Annotated in this window: 12 protein-coding genes; 9 read left to right on the plus strand and 3 right to left on the minus strand. The window is 58.9% G+C overall.

What is annotated here, in order from left to right:
- Positions 1-134: 134 nt before the first annotated feature.
- Positions 135-266: a hypothetical protein gene (locus ACPPVR_RS12400; protein ID WP_426614500.1), complete on the plus strand. Its 132-nt coding sequence runs from the start codon at positions 135-137 to the stop codon at positions 264-266.
- A 619-nt stretch (positions 267-885) separates the two neighbouring features.
- Here ACPPVR_RS12400 and ACPPVR_RS12405 read toward each other — a convergent pair.
- Positions 886-1,365 carry a GcrA family cell cycle regulator gene (locus ACPPVR_RS12405; protein ID WP_426614501.1) on the minus strand — a complete coding sequence of 160 codons (480 nt, stop codon included), beginning with the start codon at positions 1,363-1,365 and terminating at the stop codon, positions 886-888.
- Between the two features lie 654 nt (positions 1,366-2,019).
- Between ACPPVR_RS12405 and ACPPVR_RS12410 the strand changes: the two genes are divergently transcribed.
- Positions 2,020-2,229 (plus strand): hypothetical protein, encoded by a 210-nt coding sequence (locus tag ACPPVR_RS12410; RefSeq protein WP_426614502.1) that lies wholly within the window; start codon positions 2,020-2,022, stop codon positions 2,227-2,229.
- Positions 2,230-3,261: 1,032 nt separating this feature from the next.
- On the plus strand, positions 3,262-4,173 hold the full coding sequence (ligD, locus tag ACPPVR_RS12415; protein ID WP_426614503.1) for a non-homologous end-joining DNA ligase: 912 nt from the start codon (positions 3,262-3,264) through the stop codon (positions 4,171-4,173).
- A gap of 796 nt (positions 4,174-4,969) precedes the next feature.
- On the opposite strand, the gene ACPPVR_RS12420 is transcribed toward ligD, so the two are convergent.
- Positions 4,970-5,656: a helix-turn-helix domain-containing protein gene (locus ACPPVR_RS12420; protein ID WP_426614504.1), complete on the minus strand. Its 687-nt coding sequence runs from the start codon at positions 5,654-5,656 to the stop codon at positions 4,970-4,972.
- A gap of 395 nt (positions 5,657-6,051) precedes the next feature.
- Between ACPPVR_RS12420 and ACPPVR_RS12425 the strand changes: the two genes are divergently transcribed.
- Positions 6,052-7,056 (plus strand): ABC transporter substrate-binding protein, encoded by a 1,005-nt coding sequence (locus tag ACPPVR_RS12425; protein WP_426614505.1) that lies wholly within the window; start codon positions 6,052-6,054, stop codon positions 7,054-7,056.
- A gap of 176 nt (positions 7,057-7,232) precedes the next feature.
- Here ACPPVR_RS12425 and ACPPVR_RS12430 read toward each other — a convergent pair whose 3' ends face one another.
- Entirely contained in the window at positions 7,233-7,607 is a 375-nt protein-coding gene (locus tag ACPPVR_RS12430; protein ID WP_426614506.1) for a hypothetical protein, read from the minus strand.
- 321 nt (positions 7,608-7,928) lie between these two features.
- Here ACPPVR_RS12430 and ACPPVR_RS12435 point away from each other — a divergent pair, with 321 nt between their 5' ends.
- From ACPPVR_RS12435 to pyk, 5 genes are all read left to right on the plus strand, one after another.
- Positions 7,929-8,675: a DUF1330 domain-containing protein gene (locus ACPPVR_RS12435; RefSeq protein ID WP_426614507.1), complete on the plus strand. Its 747-nt coding sequence runs from the start codon at positions 7,929-7,931 to the stop codon at positions 8,673-8,675.
- 1,862 nt (positions 8,676-10,537) lie between these two features.
- Positions 10,538-10,804: a hypothetical protein gene (locus ACPPVR_RS12440; protein ID WP_426614508.1), complete on the plus strand. Its 267-nt coding sequence runs from the start codon at positions 10,538-10,540 to the stop codon at positions 10,802-10,804.
- Between the two features lie 26 nt (positions 10,805-10,830).
- Positions 10,831-11,430: a 1-phosphofructokinase family hexose kinase gene (locus ACPPVR_RS12445; RefSeq protein ID WP_426614509.1), complete on the plus strand. Its 600-nt coding sequence runs from the start codon at positions 10,831-10,833 to the stop codon at positions 11,428-11,430.
- Positions 11,427-11,807, plus strand: a complete 381-nt coding sequence (locus ACPPVR_RS12450; protein WP_426616086.1) for a PfkB family carbohydrate kinase — start codon at positions 11,427-11,429, stop codon at positions 11,805-11,807. Before ACPPVR_RS12445 ends, ACPPVR_RS12450 begins: the two co-directional genes overlap by 4 nt.
- 143 nt (positions 11,808-11,950) lie before the next feature.
- Complete coding sequence (pyk, locus tag ACPPVR_RS12455) at positions 11,951-13,366, plus strand: pyruvate kinase (protein ID WP_426616087.1); 1,416 nt, start codon at positions 11,951-11,953, stop codon at positions 13,364-13,366.
- The last annotated feature ends 204 nt before the right edge of the window (positions 13,367-13,570 follow it).

Here is a 13,570-nt window from a genome sequence, read left to right on the forward strand (position 1 = left end):
GCGCCGCCGATCACGACAACCAGGCAGCCGCGACGGCTCGGCGCCCAGCAATTTCGAGTTGGCAAAATGGCCCGAAAGAGATCCGCCGAACCAAGGGCACTATCCTTGCGCGTTATGGTCCGCTATGCGCTGCAATGCGACACGGCCGAGCAATTGGGCGAAAACTGCGCCAGCGGTTCGAGCGCCAGGCCAAGCGCAACGGCACCACCGCGCGGCGCCAGGCCGAGCGCGAGCTCGAGCGGCTGCTCGGCGAGCAGGTGACGTGAGGCGTTGCGTTCGGCGATTGACCATCGATCGAAGCGCCGCTCTCCCGCCGCCACAATTGCACCGGCAGGTTGCGGTACTGATTCGCCAGTGAGCCGGCGTCTCGCGGTTGGTGGCCTTTTTCTCGGCCTCTGGAACTCACAACTCTCAGCCGCCGAGCGGCATGGAATGGAAGCCTGGTCCCCAGCCAGGCCTCTCTCGCGTGTTCACGGTTTCGCAGATCGGGATTAGTGCGCGGCCTGCCTCGTGCTCAAGTGTGCCGGGGAAAAAGGCGGGTCGTTGACCCAAGAAACTATAGCTGTGCTTCGGTGACTGTCACCGACAAACCAAAATGACAGAAAACGGAAAAGAAGAGCGCGTTTATTTCAGTTGCATGTTCTGCGGCGCACTGCACAGCGCGATCCAAATAAAGCGGCCAGTCGTTGGAAGCGGCCGGTTCGATTGCAGGGAATGCAAGCGCACACTCCATCGATGGTGGAGCGTGTACGACTTTACAGATTGGAAGGGTCCGAGCGATCCATAGCATCGGCATCGGTTCGCAACTCGGTGCTGCGCGCGATGAACAGGAACGCCAATCCGGGATGACGGGTAACGACCGACCCGGTTTGATCGTAAAGGCAGCTACTGGCGTGCAATTCCGAAATGATAGGCGCAATAGGACCGGCGTGGCAGAGCCTTATCCGTGCAAAAACGAAATACCGTTGTGCCTGGCTCGCCGATCGGCCAGTGACAGCCGCCCGCCTCAAGCGCGAGCACCGGCGACGCGCGCAGGCCTGGTGCCGCTGGCGGATATTTCGACTTGGAGTTGGCGTGCCGCAACCCATCACTAAGGCCTTGGCGTCGAAGGAGGCTACCCACCGCGCTCCGCGTGGTGCCGAATTCATGCGCGATCGCGCTGAGGGAATGATGCTGCCGCCGTAGCTTCCGCATTCGCGCGGTGTCGGCCGCGCTCCAATGACGTGACATGTGATGTCCCTGGCTATTGCTGCGGTCCAAGTCATTCCAGCGGGGTGGCAATAGTGTGGCGCCGTCACTGCACCCAGAACCGTCGCGCAGGCCTGTGTAAACCGGCGACGATGCTGGGGACCACCACGCGAGCATGGCTGATCAGGCCGGCAGCCGGCTGCGCGATGCAATGACTTTTCCACCGAAGTCGAAAACCATTGATAAGTTCGGGCTTCTTTCCCCCGCCACCTTGCGCGAGGAACCACGGCGGACGTGTATGGAGCCAGGGAATGCGACGATGAATTCGTTGTGTTTGCCCTGGGGCTGACGAATCCAAATCGTCAAGACCTCGGAACTGGGATCGGCCCGGTCTGGTCAACTGACCGATCCCCCGTTCCTGGCAGGAGTGTCCTCCAGCGGCTCGCTCGGGTCCAAACCGAGATGGGTCGCTGGCCCCTTTGCGAGTCATCACGACAGTAGGACGTTCTGTCCCTGACGCAAGACGCGAACCGACCCTGCCGCCGAAGGAAATGCGTCGCAAATACGCTTTTCCACTACCCAATAAGCCAGGGACTGCCCGCAGCCACCGTGACGCGCAGGACGCCGAGCCGCTTGAGCCGTGACGCGGTGATTGGATCGCGCACCTCGCCGAGCGGCACGTGGGTAAAGCTCCAGGCCGGACCGAGCCAGCGCAGCGCCCGGCCATGACGTTGGCCGCAGCACCCTCGTCAATGCCGCCGAGGGCCGCGACTTCCTGAAGCACGCGCGAATCGCGGTAATACGGGCGCTGAACTGGGGGAAGGAAACGCAATGACAGACAAGAGGCTGCGCGAGTTGATGAGGACCTACTTACTCGCGCTTGCGGGCTTGGCCTGCTCCGGTGCCGCTTCTGCTCAGGAACACAAGACCTATCGTTGCAAGATCGCGGACGTTGTGACGCTTGCCGAGGACGGTCGCCTTCGCGCTGACGCTAACCCAATCACCATACTGCGCCAGTTCTACAACGGACCGGCGCGGTAACCTACGCAGACGGTCAGCGGAGCGTCTGGAAGGTGGTTCAGAAGGGAAGCGGAGTAAACGACTACGTTCTTACTCGAAATCAATCCTTTTCGCTCCCCAACGAGTCGGAGGCGGCGGCGGCAACTGACTTCATCCGCGTGCGCGCTTGGAGCGAAAACCCAACCGTCAGAATTCTCGTCTTCGAGTTGAGCTCCGTCGCGTCTGGCCCTTGCGAGGCGCTACGCTAACAAGGCCACTACATCACTGCACCGTAAACCTGCCGCGCCCATGCGGTGTTGCCTGGTTTGCGCAGCATGATCGCAGCGCATGGCATTCAGCGATGAGCGACTGATCGCCGCAGGTGCACCTTGTGTCAATGCCCTTTTGGACAATTGCGACGAAAAATGATTTCAGGTTGCATACTCTCCTACCAGCGCCCCTGGCGGGAACCGTACCCATCATTGCGCCAGCCCCCCTGTGTGGGCGGTTCTCGCCGGATGCGGGCGCTTACTGCACGCTAACCCGCCGCGCAATATCCCGTGCGCCTTGAGCCAGGCAATCGCCTGGTCGACCGGCTCTGTCTCGACCGGGATGAACTGAAGAGAGCCGAAGCTAAACCCGTGAAGGGCAAAGTGTTGGGAGGCCGGAAATGGTGAGCGAGCGGCCCGACATGCAGATGCGCCGGAATTCCTGAAGTCGCTCGACCTTACCCGCAGGCTTTCAACCTGGGAGGGATGGTGCAGGGCGCACATCGAGGCCATCCAGGTCGCGATCGACCCGGAGGCGGCGTTCGGCAACCTGTGGCATCGGGCCGAGAAGCCAGACCGACATTCCCTAGGCACGTTCTCTTTTATCACATCCTGTTCGTGTGCTGTTCGAGAAGTGTTCTCAAATACAACCTGGGAACGTGGTTGCGGTTGTATGTGGACGTTTGGGTGTATACGTCAGTGGAGCACCTCCCAGCTCCCGCAGTTAGGAGACGCGTGAAGTGATGTAGGTAAAACTACTCGTTGCTGGCCCCAATCCGGCGGCGGGTATTTTTGTGAGTTGCGTATGCGGCGTGCCAAATCGGCGATGCCGGGCTTCATCAAGCCCCAGCTCGCCATGCTCAAGACGAAGGCGCCGTCTGGCGTGGATTGGATTCACGAGATCAAGTACGACGGCTACCGCATCCAGCTGCACATCGACGGCGACACCCGTAAGGCCTTCACCCGCAACGGCCACAACTGGGTCAGCAAGTTCTCGAACATTGCCGGCGCGTTCGATATTCCCGACCAAGCCATTATAGACGGCGAGGTGGTCGTCACCCATGAAGGCCGTACCAACTTCTCCGAATTACAGGCAGAGCTCGCAGGACGGCGCCAGGATCGTTTGTTGTACTACGCCTTCGACTTGCTATGGCTCGACGGCAAAGACCTGCGCAGAACATCCCAGCTTGCACGCAAGGAGCTGTTGAAGGAGCTGTTCGACACCCACAGCATTGAGGCGCCCGTGCTCTATAGCGAGCACCTCATCGGCAACGGCCAGGAGATGTTTGAGCACGCAGCGAGGCTCCACTTCGAGGGCATCGTGTCCAAGCGGGTTGAGGCTCCGTACCGTTCCGATCGCAATGAGGGCTGGCTGAAGATCAAAGCTGTGCAGCGTGAGAAATTCCCCGTGGTCGGCTTCGTCAAAGATCCTACCGGCGTTGCGGCCCTGTACCTCGGCAAAAAGGAAGGAAAAGAGCTTGTCTACATCGGCAAGGTCGGCACCGGCTGGAATCGGACCACCTCGGCGCAGATCCGCAAGGCGCTCGATACCGTTGTCAGCCCCCAAGCCAAGCTCACCAAGCCCATCAAGAAGCCCAAGGCCACGTGGGTCGAGCCGAAGTTCTTTGCCGAGGTCGAGTACCGGGACATCACGTCAGAGGGATTACTCCGCGCCAGTTCGTTCAAGGGGCTCACCAAAGGAACGCGACGATCTTAATTGCGTTCTTGCAAAAATCGGAGTGGGAAGATGCGCAAGGCTTTGGCGAAGCGGTCAGCTGCTCTACCTCGTTGATCTCGGCATCGCACTTTGCCTATCAGGCCCGGTGGTCGGAATTACAATGTGCGGCCGTTGATGACGGCAACGTCGGCCGAGGTCGACTACCGCGAAGACGGTCTTGAGCGAATAACTTGTTCTATCGCCGCCTAGCGTCCTGGCGTTTTCACACAGCCAAGACCCATAGCGGAAGAAAGTCGGAGTTCGCGGATCTTCACGGGGCGGAGCTGTTCGCTTTTCGCGCGCACGGCCCGGTTTGAAAAAGAGGCATGATTTGATTTAGATCAATCGCTTAATCGGTACCCGTCGAACTGTCGAGCCATGACGCCAACCGACGAACGAGGTCCAAACAGGGAGACACCTTCCGACCCTACGCGCCTTGAGGAGGCACGACGGGTCGTCGAGGAATACATGGAAAGTCTACGGGAGATCATCAAGAAGCTTCGGCGCAAATTGAATTGAGGGTGCTGTCCGTCCTAAGCCAATGGCTAGTTGATCGGCGTCGTGCCCCACCACAACGAACGCGTAGAACTCGCGATGAAACTTCTGGAATGCGGTCCGAAGTTGCGGCGGATCGGCTGGGATTTGGAACAGGCCGAACGCTTACGCGCAGGGATGGAACGACTGGAACGCAAGCTCCGCGAAATCGACGAGGCCGCCTCACTTGGAGGCACCACTCCGTACATTGAATGTCACCATGTGGCCCATCGCGTCGTTTGGTGCGGCGCAGTCAAGTCGCTCAATGACTTTGAAGATCAAACGCGTGCAGTTGTTTCCGATCTAGAATGTTGATTTCGCGCTGGTTGATGTCAATGAACTCGAGTACGCCCGCCCGACGCAGTCGCGACAATGCGCGGGAAACAGTTTCAATGGTCAGCCCAAGGTAGTCCGCAATATCACGGCGCGTCATTGGCAACGCCATCACGGCGGTAGCGGTGCTTCGCTGGTCCATTTCTACTAAGAATGCCGCGACCCGTTCGACGGCATCCTTGCGGCCCAGGAGAAGCATATGATCTTCAGCATGTTGCAGATTTTTCGTGGTTAGGTGGAGCAGCTCGCGTGCGAGGACGGTGTCGCTCTGAGCAGCCTCCTCTAGGCTTCGACGCATCAAGAGCCGGACGGTGGTCCGAACTACGGCTTCTGCAGTGAACCGGTGGAAATCACCGTTCACCAATCCAAAGATGTCCCCAGAGAGATGGAATGCGCCAATCTGTCGCCGCCCGTCATTGAGCATTTTGTAGCTCCGAGCGGCTCCGAGCTTGATCTGGTATATGTACTCGGCAGGCTCTCCCTCGCCAAAGATTTGAGTGCCTTTTTTGTAGGTGAACTCGCTCAGGCATACGAGCTGGTTCGAACCGCTCGATATACCGAGATCACCGAGCGTGGTTGGCCGATAAGTTTTATCGGTCGAAGTGCGCACAAACATTGGCCCTCCAAACATGCACTGATTTTAGAGGCTAGTTCACGCTTGTCCCTATGTTCATTGTACCAAAGGACATACCCCAATTGCTGCGCTGTTTGAGAAGTCCGGGAACTCTCGTAGCTACAAGTGTGGGGTCATAGGCGCGCTCGCAGTTGCAATATGAGCACTGAAACTAACGGGTTCTACTTTGCAGCGAGTCAGCTGATGGCCCATCGCTTCACTTGGTGCGATGCAGCGGCATGCCCGGAGTTAGAAGGAGACCAGAGTGAGTGGCAGCGGGCCAAATCGACGCGATTGACCCCACAGAGGACATAAACGGCGTTGAAATCTCCCGGTGCAGCGAGCCCTAACTTAATGCTCGCGATTGCGTTATAATGTCACGTTGGCCGAGGCGGCGGATGCAATTCGGTGAATTGAAACGGCGCGAGATCATCACGCTGCTCGGCAGCGCAGCAGTAGCATGGCCACTCGCGGCGCGCGCGCAGCAGGTGGAACGGGTACGGCGGATCGGTGTCGTCATCCTGTACCCAGAAAACGATCCACAAGGACAGCTTCGCGCGACGGCATTCCAGAGCCAGCTGAAGAAGGGTGGCTGGACAATTGGCGGAAATCTACAGGTCAACTTTGAATGGGGCACGGGCGACGCCGACTGGGTGCGGTCCACCACCGAGCAGGCGCTGCGCCGCGCCCCGGATGTTCTGCTCGCAAATGGCGATGCCGCGACTTTTGCCGCAAACCGGCTAACCACGACCGTTCCGACCATCTTCATTGGCAACAGCGACCCGGTGGGGGATGGCCTGGTGCGAAGCCTCTCCCATCCGGGCGGCAACATCACCGGCTTCACAGTCATGGAGCCGAGCCTGGGTGTGAAATTGCTCGGGACGCTCCAGCAGGTCGCGCCACATGTCACCCGCGTTGCCATCCTGTTGAACCCCGACAACGCTACCCATAAGCGGATCTTCGCCTTGCTCGAGGCGGCCGCCCCCAATTTCTCGGTAAGCATTGTTTCGGCGTCGGCGCGTGAAGCGGCCGAAATCGAAGCCACGATGACACAATGGGGACAATATGCGGGCCACGGCCTGATTGTTCCGTCGGATCCCGTGACTAACGCCCAGCGCAAGTTGATCGTTGAGCTCGCCGCACGTTACCGACTACCGGCAGTATACGCGCTGCGCGCAGCCGTCGCCGACGGCGGCCTGATGTCCTACGGCGTCGATCTGATCGGGCTATTCCGACAGGCGGCTGCTTACGCCGACCGAATGCTCAAGGGCGAGAAGCCCGCCGACTTGCCGGTGCAATTGCCGACCAAGTATGAGCTCGTGCTCAACCTGAAGACCGCTAAGACCCTCGGTCTCGATGTGCCGGCCTCGCTGCTTGCGGCCGCAGAGGAGGTGATCGAATAGAACACCTTTTTGCTGCGGCGCATGAGCACGGAATTGGCCCTCAGCTGAACAACGAAAACGCCGCCGCCATGTCGGCAACCGGACGTTGTACGAGGACTGCGTTGACGGGTGTTCCTGCCCCTTAGCGGACGTGGCTATTAGCGCCCAGAGATGATGATCGCGGCTACCTGTCGTACTTAAGGCTTTCGATCGGGTGCAACGAACGGATTTGTTTCAGCACGCTCTCGACTATTTTTCTCGAAACAAGCTTCTAGACGCTCAAAGGCTGCCGCACTTCCATCCAGCGGCACCTGTAACGTCGCGCCTTCTCCGCGAACATCAAGAACGGCAGCTGTTCGAAGTTTTCCGTTGAAAGGGCGGTCTGCAAGCGCGACCGTCACACCTCTCGTTTCAGCTAGGGCTTTGGCTTCCACAGATTGCGAACCTGCGACGAGGCGAACAGTGTAGGCCTTGCCGCGATCGAGCTTCCATTTTGGAGAATCGAGAAGTAGCAAAAGCCCATCTTGAGCTCGCATAAAGCTTATCCCGAATCCGGCAGCAGAGCGGTTCATGACACAAGCATCGAACTTGTCTGCCTTGTAACTTGTTGCAATCTCCCATGGGCCGACAGTCGTTGTCTGGCTACTTTGGGATTGTGCGTTGGATGATAAAGTTGAACAGACAGATATTATGAGCATTGCAAGTGGGAGTGGCGTTCGCATCGCTTACCCTTCATCTTGGTGCGTGCCGCAAAAACCGTCCATGCTTGAGCTCTCTCAGCGGACAATCGATCGTCGCTCTTGAAGGGAAAACGCGGCGACCCCGCAGGAGTTCCACTTTCAGTCTCCCAACTGCCATGAGGATTTCCGCTGGCGCTTCGCCGCGGAACAACCGTGCATTTGATCACATCTCCAGATCAATCGTTCGTGCAACAAGCGCCGCTTCTCGATCGGCAGATCTTGGTCAATTCCCCCTTTGCCGTACCCATGCGTCCGGAAGTGGCCTGTCTCGGACCTCTACATCGTGCCGACCCACGTCTGCTTTTGAGAGATAAGCTGACGGGCCGTGAGATGGCCGCCACTTCGCGTTTTGACCCGAAGCGGCCATTCCGCGTTGTCCCTCATCTTTCCGACCTTCGTGCCTCTATCATGTTGCGTTGCCATCCGCGCCGGGTGCCAGCCATCAAGATTGCTCACTGCGCGGTCTTAAAAAGCAGTACTACTCGCTGCCGGATCATCGGCAAGCAACTGGGAGGAAGTCATGAAAATTATAGAATGGCATTGCTCGCAGGCGTTGCAATCGGTGCTATCGCACTTCAGGGCCTCCACGCTCAAGGGGCCAAGGTGAAAGCCTACTCCGTCAGCGAGGTTGAAATCCTCGATCCTTCAGCCCAAGCCGCATACCTCCCTGACGCCCGGAAGGCCATAGAGGCAGCCCATGGTCGAGCTTTACGCACCGCAGCCGGACGGGTGGTGCAAATAGAGGGTGGAGCGCCGCCCAAGAGTGCGGCCATCGTCGAATGGGACAGCATTGACGACGCACTGGCATTCTACAAATCGAAAGCATGGGCCGAACTTGCACCCCAGCGCGACAAGGCAACCAAGGTACTACGGCGCTACGTCGTCGAAGTCGAAAAGTAGCGTATTGCGAGGTCGTGGCGCGCGGAGCCGAACTACATACTGTGAGGCTGTCTCATTGGCAGCCTCGTCTCGCCGGTGCCTTGTGTTTCGGCAAATCTAGTCGCCTTGTCCTTTGCGGTCGTGGTCCGTTGCTGGGGGCGGAACGGAATTGGCTCAGACCCACTGTTACTTCGCCCATTGACCCAATTGAGACGTTGGTCATTTCGGTCGAACCCGAATCGACGCTTGCAGAGCCCTTGCTGTCGTAAATGACAGGGTGACTCTCACCTAGCTAGGTGGGCGAGTGCAAATCGCCTTGAAGCCAGCGTCCAAGAGCCTTGGACTTCATAGGATCTTCATAGGCCGCCAGGGCTGTGACGACGTGATTGCAGACAGCACATTCAAGCGTATGCAAGTCGACACCTGGGCGTGCTGGCTCGATGCTGGTAAGCATCATCTTGGCCTTGCACTTCGGACAGGCGGGGCGCCCAAATGCAACCAGCGGAATGGCGAACGATATGCGTTGCGATTGGGGCATAGGATGCCTCCCTCGAATAGGCGGGAGCGCAACACTCTCTGTCACCGGTGGATACCCGTGCTGCAGCGGTGATGGAATTATATGGGTCCCGATCGAACCAAATAGCCAGTTAATTCGTGTTCGGTTGCCGAGTTAGCGGTTACGTAGCGATTCAAGGTCAAAACAGGGCCAGCGCACCATCTGCGGTGCGAAGCGCTAATAATTCAGATTTAGACGGAACGATTCACTTGGGCAGGTCTTGGTCCTCAGCGTTCGGCGATCCTATCACCGAAAGCTAAGCCACCGACCGGTCGACATTTTGTCCAATGCCCGGCGGGAGAGTCTCAAACGGCCTCAGATGTGCGCGCACTGAGGCCGCTTTGCTTGTTAAATCACCCATCTGACATCGGGCAGCACTCATCTACGCGGTCGCGGGATGACCGCTGTTGGCCGATTGTGTTGCAAAAGTCGAAAATTGAACAACCCTAAAAATCTCGCCGAAGTCGATTTCTGGACCTCTCCGCAGCTGCATTGCCTTTGAACGCCACGACGAAGGTTCGGGGTCGACTTTGGATGAAGCCATACGGTCCCTCACGTCGTCGCGCGTAAGACGCGTCAGCGGCCCTAAGAATTTTCGTTCGCCACCCCAAAAAGACTTTTGCAACAATATCGGCCCTTAGCTGCAAAGCGCAACGCCTGGCTCAGATCCGCTCCGCGAGGCATAGCGGACCACATTTGCTCAGGTAGTTCTTCGCATTTTTGACCCGTGGCCGACTACCGCTATCAGTCCGCCACTGTCCGCTTCCGAGAGCCGAGCGGAATAGCGTCGTCGCGGAGTTGCCGGCGGCAAGCCGCCGCCGCGAATGGGGATCGATGACGCGGCTGGCACAACGGGGGCAACGCAAAGGCGGCGGCAAGATCTGGCTAACCAATGCTTAGCGCGCCAAGCCATCCGCGAGAGCGAACAATGCGGCTAGTCCGGCGGCAATGGCAGCCCATGCGCTCCACTGACTTTGCCTATAGACCATGAGAAGCAATGCACGTGGATCGTCGACACCGCTTCCCAAGCCGCGTTTTGCGAATTTGCTTTTGCGAAGACGAACGCGCGCAGAAACAAACCACAAGACAGCGGCACTGACAGCCGAGGTTTCTGCGAGTATCTCAAAAACTTGCTTCATGTCCCACCGTCTGGCGCGCACCGGTTAAGCACAGCAGCGGGCCTAATTTGGTAGGCAACGGCCAAGCGGGACAATGTTGATCTATGTCAACGCTAGCCTTGCCTAGCAAACTCACGCTTCCTATCAATTGCGGCGCGACCAAATGGAGCCGTCACGGCATCATGAAGCGCACGCTTTGAGGAGGCGTCATGCAGTGGGATCGTCTTTCGATTGGTTCTGGCGCAGTCGGCGGTTTGTTGATCAGCACTCTGTTGGGACTTGCTGGTGTTACTGTCAGCAGCGCCCCTGCGGGAGCGGTGGTGTATTGCCAGTACGTTGGCTATCCCCCGAGCTGTATCGCAAGGGCTGGCGTTGTGCTTAGGCCGCGCCCGGTCGCGCGCGCTGTGCGCGGGTCGGTGACACACGGTACGGCTATAAATCGCGGCGGTCCGGTCAACCGCGTCGGTCGCCGCTGAGCGCCAAGGGAGAGGCATGCGACATCATGCAGCAGCCGGAGATAGTCCCAAAGCCAATCGTTACGCTAACGCTGAACCCGACGATTGATCTCGCATTCCAATCGAACGAGATCAGACCGATCCATAAGAACCGCGCGGTAGATCAGAGTACTCACGCAGGGGGCGGCGGCATAAACGTCGCGCGCGTGCTGAAAGAATTGGGCGCCGAGGCCTACACCATTTACCTGTCCGGCGGCGCAACCGGACTCGTCCTGAACGATCTCGTTGCAAGACTGGACCTGCCAGGTAAGCGCATCGACATAGCGGGTGCCACACGCATCAGCTTTACGGTCTTCGAAGAGGTCTCGGGGCTGGAATATCGTTTCGTAAGCGAGGGCACTGCCCTTCTTGAAGCAGAGTGGCAGTCGGTCCTATCAGAATTTAATGGCTGTGATGCAGACTATGTCGTCGCGAGCGGTAGCTTGCCGCCCGGTGTTCCTACTGATTTTTATGCCCGTCTGGCCGGTATTGTGCGAAGCAACGGAGCGCGCTTGATCCTTGACACTTCAGGACCCGCGCCCAGGCGGCAATACGGGCAGGAGGAATTTATCTTGCCAAGCCCAGTCTTGGGGAGTTTGAGGCGCTGACCCACCGAAAATTTGAATCAGCGCATGAAATTGTCGAGGCGGCGACAACTTTGGTTGCCGGTGGTTCCGTCGAGAACCTTGCCGTGACCATGGGACGCGATGGCGCGTTGCTTGCGCATCGCGCGGGCACCTTGCGCCTGAGGGGCCCCCAAGTGAAGCCGTTGAGTGCAGTGGGCGCAGGCGATAGTTTTGTCGCGGGAATGACTTGCGCACTCGCGCGCGGAGAACATGTCGAGGACGCATTCATGCTCGGCATAGCTTCCGGCGCCGCAGCGGTCCTGACCCATGGCACCCAATTGTGCCGTCGGGAGGACGTCGAGCGTCTCCATGCGGAGGTGGTGGCCGAGCGTGCGCGCTTGTCCATGCAGTCCAAGTAGCGCGGTGAAAGTCTGCGGCCGCATTTGCGGATCGTTCGCCTGCTTGGCAGCGTAAGGTTGCGATCAGTTCACTACACGGGATGAAATTGTCAGCTTGCCTAATCGAGCGGAAAGGGAAGGGTCATATGTCCATGCGTCGTATAGTGGTGCGGCGTCGACGGGCAAAAATCGTTGCTACCGTGGGTCCCGCGAGCGCCTCGCCTGAGATGCTTAAAGCGCTATTTCTCGCCGGCGTCGACACATTTCGTCTTAACTTCAGCCACGGAACCCAAGAGGATCACGCAACCGTCCATGCCGCAATCCGCTCACTCGAGCGGGAGTTGCAGAGCCCGATCGGTATTCTGATGGACCTGCAAGGGCCGAAAATTCGCGTCGGCACGCTGCGCGATAACAAGATCACCGTCCGATCCGGCGAGACCATTCGCTTTGTTCGCTTCGGATCGGAAGGGGATGGCTCGGCGATACCGCTGCCGCACCAGGAAATCTTTGCAGCCCTTGCGCCCGACGACGATCTTTTGATCGACGACGGTAGGATACGCGTTCGCGCGAAGAACTTGGGCAATGACTTCATCGAGGCGGAAGTAATTGTCGGTGGGACGATCTCGAACCACAAGGGCGTCAGTTTGCCAGGAACGATACTCAATCTGTCGCCACTTACCCAGAAGGATCGCGCCGATCTGGAATTCGGTTTGCGTCTCGGCGTGGACTGGGTGGGTCTTTCATTTGTGCAGAAACCGTCCGACGTGATCGAAGCGCGGGCTCTGATTGGCGAGCGCGCCGGGCTCATGGCGAAGATCGAGAAGCCCGCAGCGCTCGAGCGGATCGATGACATTATCCAGGCGTCGGACGCGATCATGGTGGCGCGCGGCGATCTCGGGGTTGAGATACCGCCTGAGGACGTGCCCGGCCGCCAGAAGGAGTTGGTGCGCGCCTGCAGGCTGGCTGTCAAACCAGTAATCGTGGCCACGCAGATGCTTGATTCCATGATCTCGGCTCCGACACCCACGCGCGCCGAGGCTTCAGACGTCGCGACGGCGATTTACGACGGCGCGGATGCGGTGATGTTGTCGGCGGAGTCGGCCACCGGCCAGTACCCTTGCCAAGCCGTCGAAATGATGGACCGCATCATCCGTAGCACAGAGCAGCACAAGATGTATCGCTCGATCATCGAGGCAACCCAGCCGAACGAGGAGCAGACGCTGCCGCATGCGGTCGCGGCGGCGGCGGCGGATTTGGCCTCGGCGATTGGCGCGGCGGCTATCGTTGCCTATACTTCAAGCGGGACAACGGCCGCACGCGTTGCGCGCAAGCGGCCCAAGGTGCGGATCCTGGCGACGACGACGAGCATAGAAGTGTCTCGTCGTCTCTGCCTTTTGTGGGGGACACATAGCGCGCTTTCTGAACATGTACAAAGTTACGAGGAGATGGTCAGCCGCGCGATCGAGCTTGCGAAGCGGGAGGAATTCGATGCCGCGGGCGATACTTTGGTGGTCGTTTGCGGCATGCCGTTAGGTCTGGGCGGAACAACCAACAACCTGCGGGTCGTTTCGGTCTCCTGATTCGCTGGTACCTTTCGGTTCAAGATATGGGGCTTGCCAGCGGCCGCGGATCGCCACGTGGCGGCCCGAGCACCGCACGCGTGTCGCGGTCAAACTTGTCGACCCCGGCAAAGGACGAGGCCGCCCCGCGTAAGGCGAGCGCCCGTGCGGAGATGGAGGTGAAACCTGGCGTGATCACCAGATTGGTCATGGATTGAAGTTGGC

Origin of the sequence: Bradyrhizobium sp. McL0616, from assembly GCF_049993385.1 — a bacterium.
GTDB lineage: Bacteria > Pseudomonadota > Alphaproteobacteria > Rhizobiales > Xanthobacteraceae > Bradyrhizobium.

Excerpts from the sequence above, each read along its gene's own strand:
- ACPPVR_RS12400 (WP_426614500.1), top strand. The coding sequence starts at position 135 with ATGCGACACGGCCGAGCAATTGGGCGAAAACTGCGCCAGCGGTTCGAG.
- ACPPVR_RS12405 (WP_426614501.1), bottom strand. The coding sequence starts at position 1,365 with ATGCTCGCGTGGTGGTCCCCAGCATCGTCGCCGGTTTACACAGGCCTG.
- ACPPVR_RS12410 (WP_426614502.1), top strand. The coding sequence starts at position 2,020 with ATGACAGACAAGAGGCTGCGCGAGTTGATGAGGACCTACTTACTCGCG.
- ligD (WP_426614503.1), top strand. The coding sequence starts at position 3,262 with ATGCGGCGTGCCAAATCGGCGATGCCGGGCTTCATCAAGCCCCAGCTC.
- ACPPVR_RS12420 (WP_426614504.1), bottom strand. The coding sequence starts at position 5,656 with ATGTTTGTGCGCACTTCGACCGATAAAACTTATCGGCCAACCACGCTC.
- ACPPVR_RS12425 (WP_426614505.1), top strand. The coding sequence starts at position 6,052 with ATGCAATTCGGTGAATTGAAACGGCGCGAGATCATCACGCTGCTCGGC.
- ACPPVR_RS12430 (WP_426614506.1), bottom strand. The coding sequence starts at position 7,607 with ATGAACCGCTCTGCTGCCGGATTCGGGATAAGCTTTATGCGAGCTCAA.
- ACPPVR_RS12440 (WP_426614508.1), top strand. The coding sequence starts at position 10,538 with ATGCAGTGGGATCGTCTTTCGATTGGTTCTGGCGCAGTCGGCGGTTTG.
- ACPPVR_RS12445 (WP_426614509.1), top strand. The coding sequence starts at position 10,831 with ATGCAGCAGCCGGAGATAGTCCCAAAGCCAATCGTTACGCTAACGCTG.